This is a genomic window from Glycomyces salinus (genome assembly GCF_016428645.1).
Lineage (GTDB): Bacteria > Actinomycetota > Actinomycetes > Mycobacteriales > Micromonosporaceae > Glycomyces > Glycomyces salinus.
The window spans coordinates 190,886-209,280 of sequence record NZ_JAELXW010000003.1; the positions used below are offsets into that span (position 1 = coordinate 190,886).

The window sequence follows — 18,395 nt, forward strand, 5'->3', positions numbered from 1 at the left end:
CCCCATCCTCCGCCAACAAAGCCCCGCCGACCTGCATGAACACAGGATCGCCGGGACTGCTTTGTGTTCTTCTGGCCCTTGAACATCCGCCGATACGTGCGAAGAAAAGGGTGGGCACTGTGCTCGAAGTAGTGACGTCCGGCCTCGGAGATCACGGCCTGCCGTCGTCCCTCGTCCCGGCTGACCGAGACGAGGCCGTGGCACCATGGACGACTGATCGTTAGGTCGTCGGCGTGGCCGGTGTCAGGCGCCGGTCGGTCGGATGGCGCCGAGGTGGGCGAGGACGGCGAGCACGCGGCGGTTCTCGGCCGGTGTCGGTCGGAGCCCGAGTTTGTCGAACACGTTCGAGGCGTGCTTCTCGACGGCGCCGACGGAGATGGAGAGGCGCTCGGCGATCGCGGCGTTCGAGCAGCCTTCGCTCATGGCCGCCAGCACTTCCCGTTCGCGCGCGGTGAGACTTGCGATCGCGGCTCGTCGGCGTACAGAAGTGAAGATCTGCGCGACCACCTCGCCGTCGAGCGCGGTGCCGCCCGCGGCCACGCGATCGACGGCGGCCAGGAAATCGGTCACGTCGGCCACCCGGTCCTTGAGCAGATAGCCGACGCCGCCGGAGGCGGTGAGCAGCTCCGAAGCGTAGTGCTCCTCGACGTATTGAGAGAAGATCAACACGGCCGTGTGCGGGTATTCCCGCCGCAGCCGCACTGCGGCCCGGAGCCCGTCATCGGTGTGGTCGGGGGGCATTCGCACGTCGATCACAGCGAGCTCGGGCCGGTGCTCGGCGACGGCGTCGAGGAGTGTCGGGGCGTCGCCGACCGCGGCCGCCACTTCGTGGCCGGCGTCGGTGAGCAGGCGGATGAGCCCTTCGCGGATGACGGCGGCGTCTTCGGCGATCACGACGCGCACGGGATCTCCAATCGGATCGTCGTCGGGCCTCCGGCCGGGCTGTCGATGCGCATCGTCCCATCGACTGAACGCAGCCGGTGGGCGACACCGCGCAATCCGGGGCCCCGGGGGTCGGCGCCGCCGTCGCCGTCGTCGCGGATTTCGAGGGCGAGCCGGTCGCCGTCTCGAGCGGCGACGATCACGACGCGGTCGGCGCCGGCGTGTTTGCCGGCGTTGGTGAGCAGCTCGGCCGCGCAGTAGTAGGCGACAGTCTCCACCGATGCCGACGGTCGCGGTTCGATGTCGATCTCGAGGTCGACCGGGACGCGGCTGAGTGAGGCGAGGGCGGGGAGCGCTCCGGCCAGTCCGCGGTCGGTGAGCGCGGGCGGGTGGATGCCGCGGGCGAGGTCGCGCAGTTCGGCGATGGCCCGTTTGGACTCGTCGTGCGCGAGTGCGAGCAGGTCGGCCGCGCTCGCTGGATCGGAGTCGAGTTTGCTGCGGGCCATGCCCACGTCCATGGCGACGGCCACCATCCGGGCCTGGGCGCCGTCGTGGAGGTCACGTTCGATGCGGCGTCGGTCCTCGGCGGCCGAGGCGACCGCGCTGCTGCGGCCGGCCGCGAGGTCGTCGGCTCGCTGAGCCAGCGTGACCGGGCCGAGCAGGCCGCGGACCAGCGCCCGGTCGACGCCGGTCAGGGCCCGTGTCAGCGGCGACAGCGCCAGGAGCAGTGCTGCCCCGACCACCGCGGCCGCCGCGACTTCGGCGGGCGAATCGAGGTACCGCCACCCGCCGGGTCCCCCCAAGGCAAGCCCGGGTTGATCACTGAGCGTCCCGAGCAGCCAGAACCACGCCGGATAGGTCAGCAACGCCAGTCCCACCACCGCGCAGGCGAAACCGAGCGCCGCGGCTGGGACCGACCACAGGCCCAGCAGCAGCAGGTAGCCGAGCGAACGCCACCCGGGGCCGTCCCGGAGCGCGGCGCGGGTCCATCCGAACAGGCCCGGCGGTTCGGGCCGCAGCGGCGTGGGCCCGTCGACGCGCACGCCGATAAGCCGTCTGGCGCGACCGCGTTCGAGCCCGGCCCAGGCTCGGGCACCGATGATCCCGGCGGCCAGCAGCGGTAGCCCGACGCCGACCGGGACCAGCACGGCCGCGAAGGCGCATGCCGTGGCGTAGAGCCACCCGGCCAGTCCGACCGGCAGATCGAGCAGCGCGTGGAGCGTCCGCCGCCAGGTCACCGGTCGCAGCGGCCCCATCGCGGCCTCACGCCACCGGGCGCGGGTCGGTGCTGGGCCGCGATCGGCAGTCATCGGCTTCCTCCTCGTCGGATCCCGTCTCATTCTGGTTCATCCCAACAGCGTCAGTGGCGCGACGGTGAAGTGGTACGCGTGCGCGACCGCGACGAACGCGGCGGCTCCGGCCGCGGCGAGCGTGTAATGCAGCCGCCGTCCGGCGCTCCACCACCGGCGCCGCCACGCGAGCACCGCGCACACGGCCATCGACGCGGTGCCGATCACTGCCAGGGCGATCGGGATCGCCGCCAGCGCCACGGTCGGCGTTCCCTGTAGGACGGCGAGTTCGAACTGCTCGGAGTCGGCCGCCGACGCCGCTATGGCGACGACGAAGGCGACTATCAAGGCGGCGGTGGTTCCGGCGCTGGCCGAGGCGGTGCGCTCGCCCGAACCGGCGGGGCGAACGCGGCGCCCGAGGACGCGACGCAGCAGCCGGGCCGCCGGCCACCAGAGCAGGCTCAGCAGGATCACCAGTCCGGCGGCGGCGCCCCCGAGCAGCAGCGTGGCATTGCGGTACCAGGGAACCTGTTCGTAGGCGGTGGCGCCGTCGTAGAGCATCAGGCGGCCGTCATGTTCGCCGAAGGCGATCAGGCGGGTTCCTCCCTGCTCGCGGTAGAGGCCGTCGCCGGCCGGCTCCCAGCGTTGCTCGGTCACTTCCAGGTCGTTGCTCATCCCGGTGGTGGTGACGTGGCCGTCTTCGCCGACGGTGACGGCCACGTCCGATCCCAGGGCGAGGAACAGGCTCGTGTAGTCGCTGTAGTTCATGCGCGTGGTGCGGTAGGTTCCCGGGGTCGCTTCGGCGGCGGTGGCCGGCGCGGCCTGCCCGGCGGGGCCGTCGGCCGAGTCGGAGGGGCCGAGCAGCAGGTCGAGGAGGCGGTCGGTGGCGACCGCTGCGGCTGCGGCCGCCGCGCCGTCGCGGCCGTCGCCGTTGAAGACGACGAAGATGCCCAGATCGCGCTCGGGGACGAGTGTCAGCAGGCTGTGCGATCCGGGCCCGTCACCGCCGTGAGTCAGCATCCTGGTCTCGCCCCGGTACTCCTCGTGGAAGGCCAGGGCCAGGCCGGGCAGACGGGGATCGGACCTGAACTGCTCACTGTGGAGTTCTCCTGTGGCCTCCTCGGAGAGCACGGGGGCACCGCCTTCGAGGTGCATCCGCATGAAAAGGCCCATGTCGGCGGCGGTCGACATCGCTCCGCCGGCCGGGTACAGCAGATCACCGTGGCGTTCGAGCGGCTTCAGGTCGGAGCCGTAGAGGGTCGCGGCCTGCTGTTCGAGCGCGTCGGGCGGATCGGCACTGAGGCTGGTCGCTCGCATCTGGAGCGGTTCGAGCAGGCGCTGCGAGGCCAACCGGTCGAATGGCACGTCGGCGGCGTCCGCCGCCACCTGCCCGGCCAGGGCCAGACCGTAGTTGGAGTAGGCGGACACCTCGCCAGGGGGGCGGACCCGTTCGGGGAGGTGTTCGGCCAGGTGGTCTTCGAGGTCCTCGACCGAGCCGGAGCCGTCGCCGAGGATGCCGACGACCTGCTCTTCGAAACCGGCGGTGTGCGTGAGCAGATGCCGCAGCGTGACCGGTCGGTCCGGATAGGTCTGTTCGACCTCGATCCGGTCCAGGTACTCGTTGACGTCCGCGTCGAGGTCGAGCACGCCCTCGTCGACCAGGCTCATCACCACGGTCGCGGTGAACGCCTTCGTCACCGAGTCGATCGGGAACACCGTCCGGTCCGGATCGACGTCCGCGCCGCTGGTCTCATCGGCCGAGCCCAGGCCGTAGGCGGCGACCCCGTCGCCGTCGACGACCGCCACCGCACCGCCCGGGATCTCGTACCGCTCCATCAACTCGCCGACGGTCCGCTCGACCTCGGCCGGCTCCTGCGCCCCCGCCGGAGCGGGGACCACGGCGGTCACGACCAGCGCGCCGACGGCGGTTGCCAACGGGAAGCCGAACTTCAATCTCCTGGACATCTGGGACTACTTCCTAATCGAGGAATGCACACTTCCACGATAGAAATATGACATCTAGGCAGGAATAGGGCTGGCTGGCGTCTTTTCCTTCCAGGTTTCCCCACTCGAGCGGCACTTGGACACTGCGGGCCACGGATATCCGACGAGTTGCTGACGGCTTCTCGCGCCGAAGGTCGGCTCGGCGCGGACATCGAGGCTCGAGGCGTGCTGCTATCGGTGCCGCCGGTCAGGGGCCAGTCGAGCACCCACCACCAGCCGCACTTCGTGTACGGAATGTCGTCGGGGCCGCCCATGCTTGAGGAGCCGTGGTCGGTCGCGGCGGTCCCGGTCGGGAGCGGCTCGATCTGCTCCCAGTCGATCCATTCAGGATCGTCAGCGGTGTGGCCGAGGTCGCCGGTGCCGGAGTTCTCCGAAACGCCAGGGCCGTCGGGGTCCTTTGCCGGCACGGACTGCGGCCGTGGAAGTGAGGTGCGCCATCCTCGACTTGACCCTGACGCGGCGTGAGGGGCGACTATTCGGTCATGACCGAATACCACAGCCCAGTGCCACTGCCGGATCTCCACGCCGAGGCCCCCGAGATCTACTGGGGGTTCTACGGAATGCCCATGTTCACGCTCAGTCCGACCGCCGACCTGGAGGCGTCACGCGACTTCTGGATCGAGGGCCTGGGATTCGTCGATCTGTTCACGATTCCCGGTCAGGTGACGCATTTGCGCCGGTGGGCGTTCCAGGACGTGCTCCTCGTACCGGGTGAGCAGCCCGAGGAGGCTTCAGCGGTGAGCGTCAACTTCGCGTGTGTGCCCGATCAGATCGAGCAGATCCGCCAGCGCTGCGAGGAGCTGGTGCCCGGATGCACCCAAGGGCCCCGCGAGATGCCGTGGAACTCCGTCGAGCTGACCGTCGTCACTCCGGAGCGCACCAAGGTGGTGATGACGGCGGCCCGGCCGATCGACCCGGAAAGCGAGCTCGCCGACGAGCTCCGCGAGGCGGGGTTCCAGATTCCGAAACCATGACAGAGGCGCCGCTGCTGAGGCTCGACCGGCTCGGCGACACTGGAACGATGAAAGGTGACTCGGCGCGCTTCGAGTCCGGCCCGGCCGACGGACTGACGGTCGGCCGGGCCGCCGCCCTGGTCGGGGTGAGCGTTCGGACCCTGCACCATTGGGACGCGATCGGCCTGGTGCGCCCAGGCAGCCGAACCGGCGCCGGCTACCGGGTCTATTCGCACGAGGACGTGGCGCGCATCCACAAAGTGCTGGTGTACCGGGAACTGGGGCTCGATCTGACGCGGATCGGCCAGATCCTCGACGACCCTGAGACGGCGGAGCGCGACCAACTGCGCCGGCAGCGGGTCGAGCTGCGGGCGCGCATCGAGCGGTTGGAGCGGATGGTGGGCGCGGTGGAGCGGATGTTGGCGGCCTCGGAGACGGGGATCCGACTCAGTCCGGAACAGCAGGTCGAGATATTCGGCAACGACTGGCGTCCGGAATGGGAGGACGATGCCCGGCAGCGCTGGGGGGAGACCGCCCAATGGGCGCAGTATTCGCGCCGGGCCGCTGCGCTGACGCCCACCGACTGGGAACGGGTGGCGGCCGAGACCGCGGACTTCGAGGCGGACCTGGCCGCGGCGAAGCGTTCGGGGATCGCACCGGGCTCGGCCGAGGCGAACGCATTGGCCGAACGTCATCGCGCTCTGATGTCGACGTATTTCGACTGCACGCGTTCGATGCAGGTGTGCATGGGCCGCATGTTCGTCGAGGATCCCGGATTCGCGGCCCACTACGACGGCCTCGCGAGCGGTCTGGCGCGTTGGCTGGGGGAGGTTCTCGCGGCCAACGCCGCGGCCAACGGGGTGGACCCGGAAACAGCTACGTGGGAATGAGGGCCGGGGGTCGAAGAGAGCGTCGGACCGAGCCGGGCACGAGGAACCGGCCGGGGCGCGGATCGGTGTCCACTGCGCGCTTGACTGCTCCGAAGACCTGCGGTGCGAGCTGCCGGTTTCCCGCTCAGGCGCGGTGATCAGGATCCGCTCCCCCGGTGTCGTCCGCGGTTGGCCTCCGAACCGTACTATCGAACGCATGCAGCCCTCGATCCGATGGTGACGCGGCCGAGGTGACGGTGTCGGGCGCCCAGTAGGGGACCCGCTCGTCGGTCGTGACCTCCACCAAGGTTTTGGACGGCGGGATGAGCAGCCGGTTCTCGATCTCGGCGCCCAGGTGGAAGTCGCGGTCGCGTCCGAGGATCCGATGGCTGATGGTGATCCGCAGGCCCAGGACCAGGGAGCGAGCATGACCGAGCAGCAGCCGGATCGCAGCCCTCCAGACGACGACTCGCCCGAAATCGAAAATGAACCGGCCGAGGAGGCCGAGTCCGATGGCGGCCGTGAACCCGAGCTGTCCCGGCGATGGCTCCCCGGCGGTCCGCTCGTCTACGACGACCCGGATGCGCGGCCTCCGCCGCCCGAGCCGGGGAATGCGAAGAAGCTCGGACACTGGGTCCTGCGGCGGTTCACCAAGCAGTTCACGTTCTCCGCGCTCCTACTCGGCGTAGTGGCGACCTGCATCGGAACCGGCTTGAAAGCCATTCTTCCCCCGGACGAGCAGAATGAGCCCGGGAACCCGATGGAAAGTCTCAGCGTCTCGATCGACGATCTCCACTCGGCCGTCGAATCCCAGGGGGCGGCGCTCTGCGTGAACTACGAGGAGGCGGTGGAGCTCGCTTTGGAGTTGGACCCCGGCGACTACGAAGCCGGGATCGAACAGGTCCAGGATTTGGCGGTTCGCGAGCAGGATCCGCGTGTGAGTACGGACATCCTCTCGATCGGGTACCTCCTGGACGAGGCCGATTCGGATGCTTCGATGGTCGAACTCATCTCGCAGCAGCAGGAATCCAACGTCAGTCACTGCCGATACGACGACCTTCCGTAGTCGCCACTTCGATGTCTCCTAGCCATGGGCTACAGGAGGTGGCGAAACCCCGGTTTCGTGCTATGAGGACGAAAGAGGCCGGATCGTTCGCCGAGACGGCGGAGAGCGCCGACGCTTAGTGGCGCTTGAGTTCCGCGAGCAGGGCGGTGTAGGTGGCCGTGTCCAAATCGAGGATCGGCGAGGCGTCGCCGAGCTTGGAGTCCCGCACCTGAATCGTGTCGGCGTGCTGGCGCAGCTCGACGCAGTCGGTCTGGGCAGCGCTTCGAGTTGACTTTTTCCATTCACGGCTCAACATTGCTCAGGTACTCCTCGATGCACATGACGTAGGTCAGCGTGTCCGAGAATACCTCGCGGGCGCGGGCGACCCCCTGGCGCTCATCGATGTAGCGTCCGCCGTAGACCGACTCCAGGTAAAGCAGCTCTGGGGCATAGGGCCCGTCGAACGACATCAGCTTGAACGCACCCGGCATCGACGGATGCACGCCCCGGTCAATCGGGAGTACGGAGATCTCAACCGCATCGAGTTTGGCGAGCTCCTCGAGACGATGAAGCTGCTCCTCGTAGTACGGAGCCTTCCTGATGCGAAGCAGGCAGGCCTCGTCGAGCACGAAGTGCATCCTCGCGAGCTTGCCGTGAGGGCGGTCGAAGACCCAGTCCTGACGCATGCGTTTCATGCGGACGGCTTCGGCGGCGGCCGCGGTGGTCAACGATGGCTCGGCATCGAAGAGCGCTTCCATGTAGGGCTGTATCTGGAGTAGGCCCGGGATGAACGCCGCTTCGTAGCAGTCGATGGCGATCGCTTCCTTCTCGAGGGTCAGGAAGGCATGGAACCACTTTGGCGTGGTGGTGAAGACGTTCTCCCAGCCGTTGGCATCGGTCTCTCGCGTCCGCATCGCCAGGGCGTTGAGTTCGTTGATGACTTGCTCGGAAGCGCCGTAGACGAAGGCCCAACCGGTGACGGTGCCCGGATCGACCTTCTGGTTGCCGGCCTTCTCGATGCGGTCGAGGCGGGTGCTGTTGGTGCCGAGCATGTTCGCCGCCGCGCGGATCGACAGGCCGCGGTCTTCTCGGAGCCCACGCAGGATCATGCCGACGCGCCATTGGGCCAGTGAAGGTGTGGGCATTCCTCCATGATCACAAACCATCACGCTAGGTGAGTAGTCCACTTTCGGTGTCACGATCCGCCGTCCCGATTTTGATGCCTCTCAGCGGGACACCGCTTCGTCGCACACACTCCGGACCGTGCGAAACTTTCCGTTTCGGGGTGGCTTGACCAGGCCGTATGTTGTGTTCAGCTAGCGGTACACGTTCCACTTCGGGAGGAGACCGACGTGACCAACCCAAGCCGAACTCGACAGCCGAGCGACACTTCCCTGGACCGCGGACACTTCAGCGACGGCCCGCGCTTTTTCACCGTCCGCGCCTCGGGGCCGGTCGCCCCGGACTCGTTCCAAGTCTTCGCCAACGGACACCAGGCCGACGTCGTCCTCGTCGTCTCCGGCCTCAACACCGGCCACCTCCGCGCCACCTGGGGCGACGACTGGCGCACCGCCAGCGCCGCCTGGAAGAACTGGGCCAAAGACCAGGCATTCCTCGCCTTCTACGGCGCGCACGACACCAGCTTTCCGGCTCCCGAACAGGTCCGGTACTGCAATGGGTGACATGCTCGACGCCTATCTCGGTGAGTTCCGGCGCGGTCCGGCCGTCTTCTCCGTCTTTCTATTCGACCGCGACTCCTACCGGGTCGAATGCAATGACGGCAACGGGCCGTCTCCTGTCTGCCTCCTCACCGATCGCCCCGGCGTCAAGTCGGACTGGCACGGCGCCTGGAACGGCGACCAGTGGTGCTCCTGGATCGAGACCGAGGCCCGCAAGATCATCGGAGCCGCATAGCGGCTCCGATACGGGTCCAGGGGCCGGTCGGTCGGTGGGGCGGCCGGCCCCGGTCCCCGATCAATCGGGGACGGTGTCGATGAAGATCAGTTGAACTTCGATGCCCATGTCCTGCAGTCGAGTCGCGGTGTCGGCGAGTGCGATCTTCGAGAACGGGAACAGCGACTCGACGGAGATCGGCCTGCCGCTGTAGTGCCTGATCGCGAACACCACCTTCTTCGGCACGAAAGATTGCGGCAGGGTCCTGCCCTGGCACTCCCGCTCGACCACCTCGACGAACTTCGTTCGGATCTCCGCCGAGGTCTGCAGCGCCCGAGCCGATACCAACGCCTGCTTGAACAGGTGGCTGAGGGAGTCGGAGCCCTTGACCTGCTTCACATGGATGAGCTCGTCGTCGGGGCCGAGCAGGTCGCATAGCTCCAGCCTGCCGCCGGTGTCCGGGAAGACGAACTTCTGGTCGAGCAGCGCCGTGCCCGGCGTGCTCGGGGCGACGTACTCCAGATACCCGCGTTCCTTCCAGCCGTGCTTCCAGGCGGGGAGCTCGATGCCGCCCGGCTTGGTCATCAGGTCCTCGATGAGCGGGTTGTGGCTGTCGGCGTAGGCGGCGTCGATCTCCAGCCAGACGCCGTCCATCAGGTGGTAGCGGTGCGATCCGTGGAAGACCGTGGCCTCGATCCACTTCACTGCGGAGGCGTGGGCCAGCTCCTCGGTCCGCCCGTGGTCCTTGTAGACGCGGATCTTCCCCTTCCGCAGCGCTTCGAGCCGACTTCCCGCGGGCTGGACCGCCGACCGCCGCAGGATCGGGTCGAGCTCCACCTCCTCGACGCGCATGGTCGTCGAGCCGATCCGGATGTCGGCGAATCGGGCCCGGTCCCATTCCTCGAGGCATTCGTTCGGGACCGCCAGCTCGACCAGGCCCAGAGCCTCCTCGGGATCGGACAGGATCTCGTCGATCCGGTCTTCGAGCGACCGGATCAGGGCGGGGTCCCGCACGGTCGCGACGTGCTCGATGAACTCCAATCCGGGCAGGGGTTCCTTCTCCCTGAGCGTCGCCGCGATCTCGCGGATGTCGCCCACCAGGGACTCGGGCCGGCTCCCGAATCGCGTCTTGAGGCCGGTCCCGCCGTCGACGAACACCCGCCGCTCGCCGTTCCTTCCGGCGGTGAGGTTGAGTTCTTCGGTCCTCGATCCGAGCCGGGAGACGATCTCCTGGTGCTGCTCGAGCGGGATCATCCAGAACGGCAGGCCGTCCGCGGACAGTGTCGAGTCGATCCGGCCGCGTTGACCGGGCCTGCGGCGTACCAGGTCCCTCACGCGTTCGGTGTCGGCTACGCGCACGGCCAGCGACAGGCCGAAGCGCGCGTCCTTGCAGTGCGACGGAATATAGCGGTGGCCGTCCCCGAAGCCGAGTGCGTAGACGTGCTCGTCGAGGGCCAGGACAAGGAGCAGGAAACATCGCCGGTTGACGAAGTCGAAGCTCCGCAGCGTGATCGACTCGGCTTCGGCCTTCCACCCGGGAGGGCCGCCTTGGCCGCCGTAGATCACCAGTGCCGGGCAGCCGGCTATCTCCAACTCGTCGAAGTGGCCGCCTTCGGCGTCGATCCTCTCCAGCTTCAGCTCGAAGGCGTCGATGATCGCGTCGAGGTTCGGCTCGATGCCGAGGAGCCGGTAGAGCGTCGAGAGCCGCGTTAACGGTGGGGGACGGAACATCATGGGGGAACTCGCCTTCTCGAGAAATCGAGATCACTAACAGTGAATCAATGATCACTAATCGATGGAAGCCGATCGACTGTCGGATCAAGGACAGCCCCCACCTGGTGGTGCCGGTCCGGCCCCGGAGCTGAGGCCGGACCGGCGTCTCAGGACTCCAGCGTGATGGTCATGTTCAGGCCGTCGTCCGGGTGGAACGTCCAGAAGGCCGAGAAGTCGCCGAACTCGGCCTCTTGCGTGCCGTCGAGCGCCCGTGTGGATTCGATACGGGAGACCACGGAGTCCGGCACTTCGAGTTCGTCGAAGATGCACAGCACGTCTTGCTGGGTGGCTCCGGGGGATTCTTCGGCCCATGCCCGGTCGATGGTGAGCGTGTCGCCGTCGTCGCCGATCCGGACGTCGGGCGAACCTGGAGCACACGCTTCCTGGGCTTCGACGAGTGGGGACTCGGACTGGGGCGAATCGGAAGCCAAATCGGAATCCGAAGCCGAATCCGAATCGCCGCCGCCGAGTTCGGTGCCGGTCGCGAAGCCGATGAAGAAGAAGAGGACGGCGAAGGCTCCGCTCACGACGATGAGCACGGAGGTCGTGTGTCGTCGGGGTGCGGTTTTCGGGGCCTCGGGCGGCGGTGCCTGCGGTTCGGTCGGCGGCATCGGAGAGGGCTCGGATTGGTGAGGTTGGTACGACATGGTGGTCCTCCGGAGAAGGGATCGCTCCGGTGCGGCGGAGCGCGGGAAGATTTCGAAGTGTCCCGATCCGGCCTGCCGAAGCCTGTCGGACCGGAACTTGGTCATGAGGTGGCGATGGTCCAGGGGCCGTCGGCGTTCACGGTCACAATGGCCGGTCCGGCGGTGGCGGGGGACTGATCCCTCGTAGGCGCCGATCTCGTTGACCAGCAGGTTCCATTCCATCAGGCCGTCACCGGCTTGGACGATCGAGAAGTTCGACTCGCCGTCGTGTGAGACGTCCCAAGTGGCGGCGTCGCCGGTGGACTCCTGCGGATCGGAGAGCTCGGGAGCGTCCGCGACCGGAGTGATGGTGATCTCCCAGGCTCCGTCGGCGGTGACCTCCAACGATACGGACTCGCCACTGAGGCCGAAAGCCCGAATGCGGTGGTGCCCTCGTAGGAGCCGATCGTGTTGACCGGGAGCTCGGCCATTTCGTTGCTGCCGTCCAGGACGGTGAGGGCGAAGTTCGAGGATCCCGGGTGCGAGGCGGTGATGAGGCCCTGCTCGGCGGGTAGGTTGATCACGCTGTCGCCCGAGCCGGACTCGGTGACCGCGTCGAAGTTCGGAAACGCCGAGACGAAGTAGTCGGTCTCGCTCTCCTCCTCGTTGGACGCCTCGGCTCCGGTCTCGGCCGGCTCGGAATCGGACTCCGTATCCGATGTCTCCTCGGTTCCGGTGACTTCGGAGGCTTCCTCTTCCGGTGAGAGTTGGACGCGTGCCGCATCTCCCGCCGCGTGTACTGCGCTCCGTGCCAAATACGGACCAAAGTTCGGTCCATGGATGACGGCGGCAGCGTATGGTCTGGTAGAAGACAATGTCTCGGTCAATATCGAACCGCCTGCCTAAGCGGGTTCCGGTTGATCCCGGTCGGGGTTCGAATCCCCCATCCTCCGCCAACAGGGCCCCGCCGACCTGCAAGAGCACAGGATCGCCGGGGCCGCTTCGGTTTCTGCGGGTTGCGCGACCGCCGTGACGAGCAGGCACCGGACACGGCCTAGCGGCCCGTGGCGAGTTGGCGGCTGGTCGTGGTGACCGCGGCGACGGCGGTCGCGTCGCCGGTCCAGGCCAGGACGTCGTCGGCGGTGTCCGCGAACTTGATGGCGTGCTCGTCGCCGGTCGCCAGCGCCATTTCCTGCGCCTCTGCGATGTCGTCGGTCTCGGCGGCGAACGCCCGTTGCCGGTCCTCGGGAAGTCCCTGATCTGGACGGTAGATCGACACCAGTGCCGCCGCGGCCGTCCAGGCCGCCTGGGCGCTGGGCACGCGCATGTCCTCCGGTAGCGAGGGCAGCGCCCGCAGTACCGCGTTCGGGGCGGTGGCGGCGTGGACGAGCATCGTCGGGTTGCCGTTTCCGTGGGTCCGGTTGTACTCCACGGCGGCGGCGACCAGTTCCCGCAGGAACGGCTCCGCCTCTTCGTGTGTTCTGGGGCCTCGGGCGCGCCGCTGGTCGGCCTGCCACGCCTCCGTTCCCTCGAGTTGGGCCAGCCGGTGGGTGATGCCCTGGTTGCGGTCGCCGATCGGAGAGACGGCGTACATTGCTTCGAGCGCCCCGCTCTGACCGATCGGCTGCCGCGGGTCGTGGACGGGCTGCCAGTGGGCCGCCCAGTAGGCGAACGCCTGCGCGAGTTCCTCGAGCGCGATCGGACTCGGGCCGTGTTCGCGCAGCACCCGCACGGCATGGCCGACCCGGATGACCCCGTGGGTCGTGCCTGCAGCGATACCCGGCAGCAGGCGTGGCCACCACACGGCCAGGACCGACTTCCACGGAGCCTCGGCCAGTTCGCGGCGAAACCAGGCGGGCCAGTCGCCGAGGCGCCTGGGATCGCCGAGAGCCTCGGACCAGGTCCGGGCGTCGATCGGGTCGCTGGGGCCCGGGGGCGGTTCGAGCCGCCGCACATAGTGGTCGAGCCAGGGGGTGATCGACTCGGTTCACCCGTGCCTGTCCAGGGATTCGACGGCCATGGGGCCGTGGGTGGACAGCCAGCCCTGGAATTCGGGTCCGGTTCGGTGCAGGCGTTCCCACGCCTCGTAGAGTCGGGACTGGTCGCGATCGGTCATCGTGGTCACCCTTCGGTACCGGCAGTGCTTCTCGGCCAGTCTGGGGTCGACCCGCACTCCTCCGGCACGTCCCGGGCATGCGCGCGCGATCACCGCCACCTCCGACTACTCCGCGTGAGTCGCCCGTTTCCTTTCGTCGCAATGTCGCTCATGCTTGTATGGTCGTTCCCGGACTGCATACTCGTACGCGTCCTGTGGGGAATTTCGGTATGGTATGGACGGTGCGCTGCAGGAATTCCGGGCACTGAGGGAGTGGTCATGCGGTTTCGGATCTTGGGCGCCCTGGAAGTGTGGAACGCGGGCGACCGGATTCGGATCGCGGGTGTGACCCGGTCGAAGGCGCTGGCGGTGCTGCTGGCCGAGGCGAACCACACGGTTCCGCTGCACCGCATGGTCACGGCTCTCTGGGACGAGGACCCGCCCGCGACCTCCCGACGGCAGGTGCAGAACGCCGTCGCCTCCATGCGCAGGGAGATGGCCGCGAACGGCGGAGACCCCATCGAGCGCGTCGGCGACGGCTACCGGCTGGTCACCGACGACCTGGATTGGCTGGACTTCAAACACGACGTGGCTCGCGCCCAGACCTGCGCCGCAGCGGGGCGGCCTAGCGAGGCCGAGCAACTGCTGCTTCGGGCCCTGGACCTGTGGGAGGGCCCGGCCCTGGCTGGGCTCTCCGGGAAGCTGATCGAGTCGGCCGCGCGCCGCATGGACGAGGCCCGGTTGTCGGCGAACGAGGACCTCATCGATGCCGAACTCGCCCTGGGCCGCTTCGGAAGCGCGATCGAGCGGGCCCGCGACCTGCTCGCGAACCATCCCTCCCGGCAGAAGACCGCGGGCCAGTTGATGCTGGCGCTGCACCTCGCCGGACGCAACGAGGAATCCCTCCAGATCTACTCCGATCTGCGTGCCAGGCTCGCCGACGAGCTCGGCCTGGCACCGGACGGCTCGTTGCAGCGCCTGCACGGGCAGATCCTTCGCGGCGAGGCGCCGAACCCCGCGGTGACGGCTGAACCCCCGCCGCCGCGTCCGGACCTTCCCACTCCGGCGCAACTGCCCGCCGATATCTCGGGGTTCGTCGGTCGCGAAGGCGAACTGGCCGAACTCGACATGTTGCTCAAGCAGGACCGGGCCGCGGCGGCGATCCCGACCGGAGTCGGCGGCGGCGGGAAGATGGCCCTGGCGGTGCATTGGGGCCACCGGCATCGCGACGATTTCCCCGACGGTCAACTGTATGTGAACCTGCGCGGCTACGACACGGCCGAACCGCTGGCACCGATCGAGGCACTGGGATCGATGCTTCGCTCGCTCGGGTACCCCGGTGAATCCATCCCCACCGATCTGGACGAGGCCGCCGCGCTCTACCGCTCACTGCTCGCGGACCGCGAAGTGCTGGTGGTCCTCGACAATGCCCGCACCGTCGCGCAGGTGAGCCCGCTGCTCCCGGGCGGGCGCGGCACGGTCACGATCGTGACCAGCCGCGAGCGACTGCGCGGACTGACCGCGATGCACGGCGCGCGATCGATCACGTTGAACCCGCTGGGCGCTCGCGACGCGGTCGAACTGCTGGCATCGGTGGTGGGTGAAGAACGACTGCGTGCCGATCCTGAAGCGGCACAGCGAATAGGCGAACTGTGCGCTGGCCATCCGCTGGCGCTGCGCGTCGCGGGAGCGAACCTGGCGAGCCGGAGCCATGATTCGGTGTCCGAATTCGCCGCGCAACTGGCAGAGGACAATGATCGTCTCAAGCTGCTCTCGGTGGACGGCGATCCCAATGTGGCCGTGACCGCGACATTCGACCGATCGTTCGCGGCGCTGGACCGCGGGCCGCAGTCGCTGCTGTGCCGACTCGGGGTGCTCCCCGGCGAGGACTTCACCGCCGAGATGGCGATGGCGATCGGCTCCGGACCCGAGGCTGACGACGAGCGGTCGCTGTCGGCTCTGGTCGACGGCCACCTGCTGGCGAACCACCGGCCCGGTCGCTACCGGTTCCACGACCTCGTGCGGCTCTACGCCAGGCAACGGCAGCAGGAACTGCTGACCGATACGGAGCGCGAACGCACGATCGAACGGTTCATCGACTGGCACCGCCGCACCCGACTGGTCGACGAGTTCGACAACGTCGTCGACGCCTGCCGGCAATGGTCGGATCATCCGAGGGTCTGGCAGCTGACCGTCGCGCTACGTCCGCAGCTCAACACCGGGTACGGTCTCGTCCTGCTGCGGGAACTCGCCGAGCGTGCCCTGTCGGTGGCCGAGTCCAACGGTGACATGCCCGGCGTCGCGCACATGCACACCTTCCTCAGCGGTATAGCTTCGGTGATGGGCGATCTCAGAACCGGTGTGCGGCACGGCGAAATCGCGATAGGTCTGATTCGAGACCACGGCTGCGGGGACGAGGACGGCATGATCCGCGCCTCGCACGGCTCCCTCCTCAGCAATCTGGGCCGGCCGGCCGACGCCGAGCCGCTCATGCGCGAGGCCCTCTCCGCCGCCGAAGACCTGGGCGACACCAGGGCGGTGATCGTCCGCAGCGGGAACCTCGGAGCGATCCGCCGCAAACTCGGCAAGTACGACCAGGCCGAACGATGCCTGGTGCGCGCCGCGGAAATGGCCGAGCAGCGAGGGCGGGACTTCGGCTCCTACGCCGTGCTGGCCCGAGTCTTCCTCGACACCGGTCGCTTCGCCGAGACCGACCGGATACTCGCGGTCGCGATGCGGAAGGCCACCGACTCACCCCGCAAGAAGATCCTCGCCCTGCTGGCGCGAGGCGACCTTCGCCGACGTACCGGCGACGCCGCTCGAGCCCGGGCCGACCTGACCGAGGCGCTCGACCTTGCGAGGCAGTACCATCTCCGATCGGACGAACTCGAAGCCCGCTGCCATCTGGCCAGTTTGCGCGGCGACGAGGGCGACACAGCTCGTGCGTTGCGGGACATCAGGGCATTGCTGTCCGAACTCGACGGAACGCGGGACTTCCGAGTGCTCGGCGAAACCTTGCTCGCCGCAGCCGACATCAGTTTGGACGCCGGACTTCCAATGGCCGCCGTCGAGTACGCCGAACGCGCCCGTCAGAACTTCGGGGCCCGACATATCCCCCTGCGCCACGGGCAGAGCCTGATGGCCCTCGCCCGCGCCCATGCCGCCCTCGGCGCTCCCGAGACCGCGCGTGCCCACGCCCAACGGGCGCTGGACATCTTCACCGACATCGGGGTCCCCCGACTCGGCCGACGCTGCGGACCTCGCCGGATCGGGCACCGTCCGCGATTGAAGCCGCCGCGGTGCGCGGAGATCGACCGGACCCACGGCGCGACGTGCCGGGCGCATGACGCGCGTATGCCGCCGGGACCACGTCGAGCCCGTCCTGTCAGAGCCTGAGGCGGCCCAGTTCCGTGCGGGAGGCCACCCCGAGCTTCGGATAGGCCTTGTACAGGTGGTATCCGACGGTGCGCGGACTCAGATACAGCTGGTCGCCGATCTCCCGGTTGGTCAGGCCCGCCGCCGCGGCGGCGCCGTACTGCCCGCGAGCGAACTGGGACTGGGCCGAATGGGCCAGCGACCGCACGAGCGGTCCCGCTGCCCCGCCCTCTCCTTCATGTAGAAGTCGATGGCGTGCTTGAGCGAGGCCGGATACGAGTGGTTGTACTCGGGAGTGACGATCACGAAGGCGTCGGCGTGGTGGAGGCGCCCGCCGAGTCCGGAGACGGCTTCGCTCGGCGTCCCCGGCGTCGCCCACTGGTCGTCCTCGGACAGGTAGTGCGGCATGTCGAGCTCGGTCAGGTCGATGAGGTCGACCTCGAAGCGGCCGTGTTCGACAGCCTGCTCGGCGATCCACTTCGCGGGAACGGGCCCCCACCGGCCCGCGCGGGTCGAACCGATGATGACCGCGAGATTGAGTTTCTCGAACATGATGCTCCTTGCGAGGGTTCCGAGGCGAATGGTCGTGAACGGTTCCGACGCTATGGGCCGTATGACCGGCCGGTCATCAGTCACGCGACTGGTCGACCGCCGACGCGCCCGGGGCGTGCAGAGGAGATGCCGCGGACATGCAATCGACGTGCAGGTCTGGTCCAGGCTGGTTGCGGCAGATCGACTCTGGGCAAGGAGCACCCGATGGGAGAACGAATCCGCAAGTCCGCGTCGGCCGGTCGCTTCGCCGCTCGAGCGGTCGCACCGGCCTGACGGCCACCGAACCGCAGCCGGGGGCGCCGGATCCAACACCCGATCCCGATCCGGCGTCCCCGACTGCTCTGCCGATATCGGAGACTCTCATGTCGCAAGGAAATCAGAGGAGCCCTCAGGCCGGAGGGCATCACCGACCATTCGATCGAGAACATCCGACGCGGATGGCAGGAACTGCTCGACGGGCACCTGATCGACGTGCCAGAGCGACTGGGGAGCAATCTCGCCCGGCTCTCCCGGCACTGGGAAGGCGACGACTTCGACGCCTTCGCCGAACAGGTCGAGGTCGCGCGGTCGAACCTCATCGAGGCGCTCGACGAGATCGACGCCGCGAGAGCCGAGCTCGAGTACCTCGAGGAGCGGCTCTACGCCGACCAGGGCGGCGACTCGGGGGAGGTCCCCTTCCCCGCCCCGGACGTCTGGCGAGCCGGCAGCAGCATGATCAACGACTCCAAGATCCATGTGCGCCCGGCCTGGGCCAGCGGCGACTGCGCGAAGGACCGAGGAGAGGGCGAGAGCTGGGAGAACCTGGGACTGCCCGAGGACTTCACCCAGTCCGTGGAGAACCTGGTCGAGCAGCGGGCGTCGCAGTACGTGGCGAGCGGGATGGACCCCGAACAGGCCCGGCAGCAGGCGATGTCGGACTACGACCAGAGCAGCGAGACCTGGCTGACCGAGGACGAGGACGTCTGGGGAATTGGAAACGAGGACGACGACCCCTACGCATGACCGATCGGCCCACGCGAACAGGGGCGGGGGGGGGGGG

Annotated in this window: 18 protein-coding genes; 7 read left to right on the forward strand and 11 right to left on the reverse strand. The window is 68.3% G+C overall.

The window, feature by feature from the left end:
• Positions 1-243: 243 nt before the first annotated feature.
• Genes JFB92_RS01950 through JFB92_RS01960 form a run of 3 tightly spaced genes read right to left on the reverse strand, consistent with a single transcriptional unit; the run spans position 244 to position 4,136 of the window.
• Positions 244-903: a response regulator transcription factor gene (locus JFB92_RS01950; protein ID WP_199034342.1), complete on the reverse strand. Its 660-nt coding sequence runs from the start codon at positions 901-903 to the stop codon at positions 244-246.
• Positions 891-2,192, reverse strand: a complete 1,302-nt coding sequence (locus tag JFB92_RS01955) for a sensor histidine kinase (protein ID WP_199034344.1) — start codon at positions 2,190-2,192, stop codon at positions 891-893. The genes JFB92_RS01950 and JFB92_RS01955 overlap by 13 nt, the downstream gene beginning before the upstream one ends.
• Positions 2,193-2,228: 36 nt before the next feature.
• Entirely contained in the window at positions 2,229-4,136 is a 1,908-nt protein-coding gene (locus JFB92_RS01960) for a serine hydrolase domain-containing protein (protein ID WP_199034346.1), read from the reverse strand.
• Between the two features lie 521 nt (positions 4,137-4,657).
• Here JFB92_RS01960 and JFB92_RS01965 point away from each other — a divergent pair.
• From JFB92_RS01965 to JFB92_RS01975, 3 genes are all read left to right on the forward strand, one after another.
• Complete coding sequence (locus tag JFB92_RS01965; protein WP_199034348.1) at positions 4,658-5,149, forward strand: VOC family protein; 492 nt, start codon at positions 4,658-4,660, stop codon at positions 5,147-5,149.
• Between the two features lie 47 nt (positions 5,150-5,196).
• Positions 5,197-6,018, forward strand: a complete 822-nt coding sequence (locus tag JFB92_RS01970; protein ID WP_199034373.1) for a MerR family transcriptional regulator — start codon at positions 5,197-5,199, stop codon at positions 6,016-6,018.
• A gap of 364 nt (positions 6,019-6,382) precedes the next feature.
• Complete coding sequence (locus tag JFB92_RS01975) at positions 6,383-7,063, forward strand: hypothetical protein (protein WP_199034350.1); 681 nt, start codon at positions 6,383-6,385, stop codon at positions 7,061-7,063.
• A 115-nt stretch (positions 7,064-7,178) separates the two neighbouring features.
• On the opposite strand, the gene JFB92_RS01980 is transcribed toward JFB92_RS01975, so the two are convergent.
• Entirely contained in the window at positions 7,179-7,358 is a 180-nt protein-coding gene (locus JFB92_RS01980; protein ID WP_233162140.1) for a DUF397 domain-containing protein, read from the reverse strand.
• Entirely contained in the window at positions 7,345-8,151 is an 807-nt protein-coding gene (locus JFB92_RS01985) for a helix-turn-helix domain-containing protein (RefSeq protein WP_199034352.1), read from the reverse strand. Before JFB92_RS01985 ends, JFB92_RS01980 begins: the two co-directional genes overlap by 14 nt.
• Before the next feature lie 243 nt (positions 8,152-8,394).
• Here JFB92_RS01985 and JFB92_RS01990 point away from each other — a divergent pair, with 243 nt between their 5' ends.
• On the forward strand, positions 8,395-8,724 hold the full coding sequence (locus JFB92_RS01990) for a hypothetical protein (protein WP_199034354.1): 330 nt from the start codon (positions 8,395-8,397) through the stop codon (positions 8,722-8,724).
• Between the two features lies 1 nt (position 8,725).
• A complete protein-coding gene (locus JFB92_RS01995; protein WP_199034356.1) occupies positions 8,726-8,956 on the forward strand; it encodes a hypothetical protein in 231 nt (76 codons plus the stop codon).
• Between the two features lie 60 nt (positions 8,957-9,016).
• Here JFB92_RS01995 and JFB92_RS02000 read toward each other — a convergent pair whose 3' ends face one another.
• From JFB92_RS02000 to JFB92_RS25980, 4 genes are all read right to left on the reverse strand, one after another.
• The gene (locus JFB92_RS02000; RefSeq protein WP_199034357.1) at positions 9,017-10,669 is read right to left on the reverse strand and encodes a DUF6119 family protein; all 1,653 of its coding nucleotides are present in this window, start codon (positions 10,667-10,669) and stop codon (positions 9,017-9,019) included.
• 146 nt (positions 10,670-10,815) lie between these two features.
• Positions 10,816-11,739 carry a hypothetical protein gene (locus JFB92_RS02005; RefSeq protein WP_199034358.1) on the reverse strand — a complete coding sequence of 308 codons (924 nt, stop codon included), beginning with the start codon at positions 11,737-11,739 and terminating at the stop codon, positions 10,816-10,818.
• Between the two features lie 649 nt (positions 11,740-12,388).
• Positions 12,389-13,288, reverse strand: coding sequence for a questin oxidase family protein (locus tag JFB92_RS02010; RefSeq protein WP_199034361.1), 900 nt, complete (start codon positions 13,286-13,288; stop codon positions 12,389-12,391).
• A gap of 33 nt (positions 13,289-13,321) precedes the next feature.
• Positions 13,322-13,450, reverse strand: coding sequence for a hypothetical protein (locus JFB92_RS25980; protein WP_269847742.1), 129 nt, complete (start codon positions 13,448-13,450; stop codon positions 13,322-13,324).
• 258 nt (positions 13,451-13,708) lie between these two features.
• Here JFB92_RS25980 and JFB92_RS02015 point away from each other — a divergent pair, with 258 nt between their 5' ends.
• Positions 13,709-16,825 (forward strand): AfsR/SARP family transcriptional regulator, encoded by a 3,117-nt coding sequence (locus tag JFB92_RS02015; RefSeq protein WP_199034362.1) that lies wholly within the window; start codon positions 13,709-13,711, stop codon positions 16,823-16,825.
• Here JFB92_RS02015 and JFB92_RS26430 read toward each other — a convergent pair.
• Positions 16,815-17,012, reverse strand: coding sequence for a response regulator transcription factor (locus JFB92_RS26430; RefSeq protein WP_199034363.1), 198 nt, complete (start codon positions 17,010-17,012; stop codon positions 16,815-16,817). The two genes, JFB92_RS02015 and JFB92_RS26430, sit on opposite strands and share 11 nt — an antisense overlap.
• On the reverse strand, positions 16,937-17,356 hold the full coding sequence (locus JFB92_RS02025; protein WP_233162141.1) for an NADPH-dependent FMN reductase: 420 nt from the start codon (positions 17,354-17,356) through the stop codon (positions 16,937-16,939). Before JFB92_RS02025 ends, JFB92_RS26430 begins: the two co-directional genes overlap by 76 nt.
• 471 nt (positions 17,357-17,827) lie before the next feature.
• On the opposite strand from JFB92_RS02025, the gene JFB92_RS02030 reads away from it, so the two are divergent.
• Positions 17,828-18,358, forward strand: coding sequence for a hypothetical protein (locus JFB92_RS02030; RefSeq protein WP_199034364.1), 531 nt, complete (start codon positions 17,828-17,830; stop codon positions 18,356-18,358).
• Positions 18,359-18,395 lie beyond the last annotated feature (37 nt).

Bases quoted from the DNA above. Each gene is read 5' to 3' on its own strand.
- JFB92_RS01955 (WP_199034344.1), bottom strand. From the start codon at position 2,192: ATGACTGCCGATCGCGGCCCAGCACCGACCCGCGCCCGGTGGCGTGAG.
- JFB92_RS01960 (WP_199034346.1), bottom strand. From the start codon at position 4,136: ATGTCCAGGAGATTGAAGTTCGGCTTCCCGTTGGCAACCGCCGTCGGC.
- JFB92_RS01965 (WP_199034348.1), top strand. From the start codon at position 4,658: ATGACCGAATACCACAGCCCAGTGCCACTGCCGGATCTCCACGCCGAG.
- JFB92_RS01970 (WP_199034373.1), top strand. From the start codon at position 5,197: ATGAAAGGTGACTCGGCGCGCTTCGAGTCCGGCCCGGCCGACGGACTG.
- JFB92_RS01975 (WP_199034350.1), top strand. From the start codon at position 6,383: ATGGCTGATGGTGATCCGCAGGCCCAGGACCAGGGAGCGAGCATGACC.
- JFB92_RS01980 (WP_233162140.1), bottom strand. From the start codon at position 7,358: ATGTTGAGCCGTGAATGGAAAAAGTCAACTCGAAGCGCTGCCCAGACC.
- JFB92_RS01985 (WP_199034352.1), bottom strand. From the start codon at position 8,151: ATGATCCTGCGTGGGCTCCGAGAAGACCGCGGCCTGTCGATCCGCGCG.
- JFB92_RS01995 (WP_199034356.1), top strand. From the start codon at position 8,726: ATGCTCGACGCCTATCTCGGTGAGTTCCGGCGCGGTCCGGCCGTCTTC.
- JFB92_RS02000 (WP_199034357.1), bottom strand. From the start codon at position 10,669: ATGATGTTCCGTCCCCCACCGTTAACGCGGCTCTCGACGCTCTACCGG.
- JFB92_RS25980 (WP_269847742.1), bottom strand. From the start codon at position 13,450: ATGACCGATCGCGACCAGTCCCGACTCTACGAGGCGTGGGAACGCCTG.
- JFB92_RS02015 (WP_199034362.1), top strand. From the start codon at position 13,709: ATGCGGTTTCGGATCTTGGGCGCCCTGGAAGTGTGGAACGCGGGCGAC.
- JFB92_RS02025 (WP_233162141.1), bottom strand. From the start codon at position 17,356: ATGTTCGAGAAACTCAATCTCGCGGTCATCATCGGTTCGACCCGCGCG.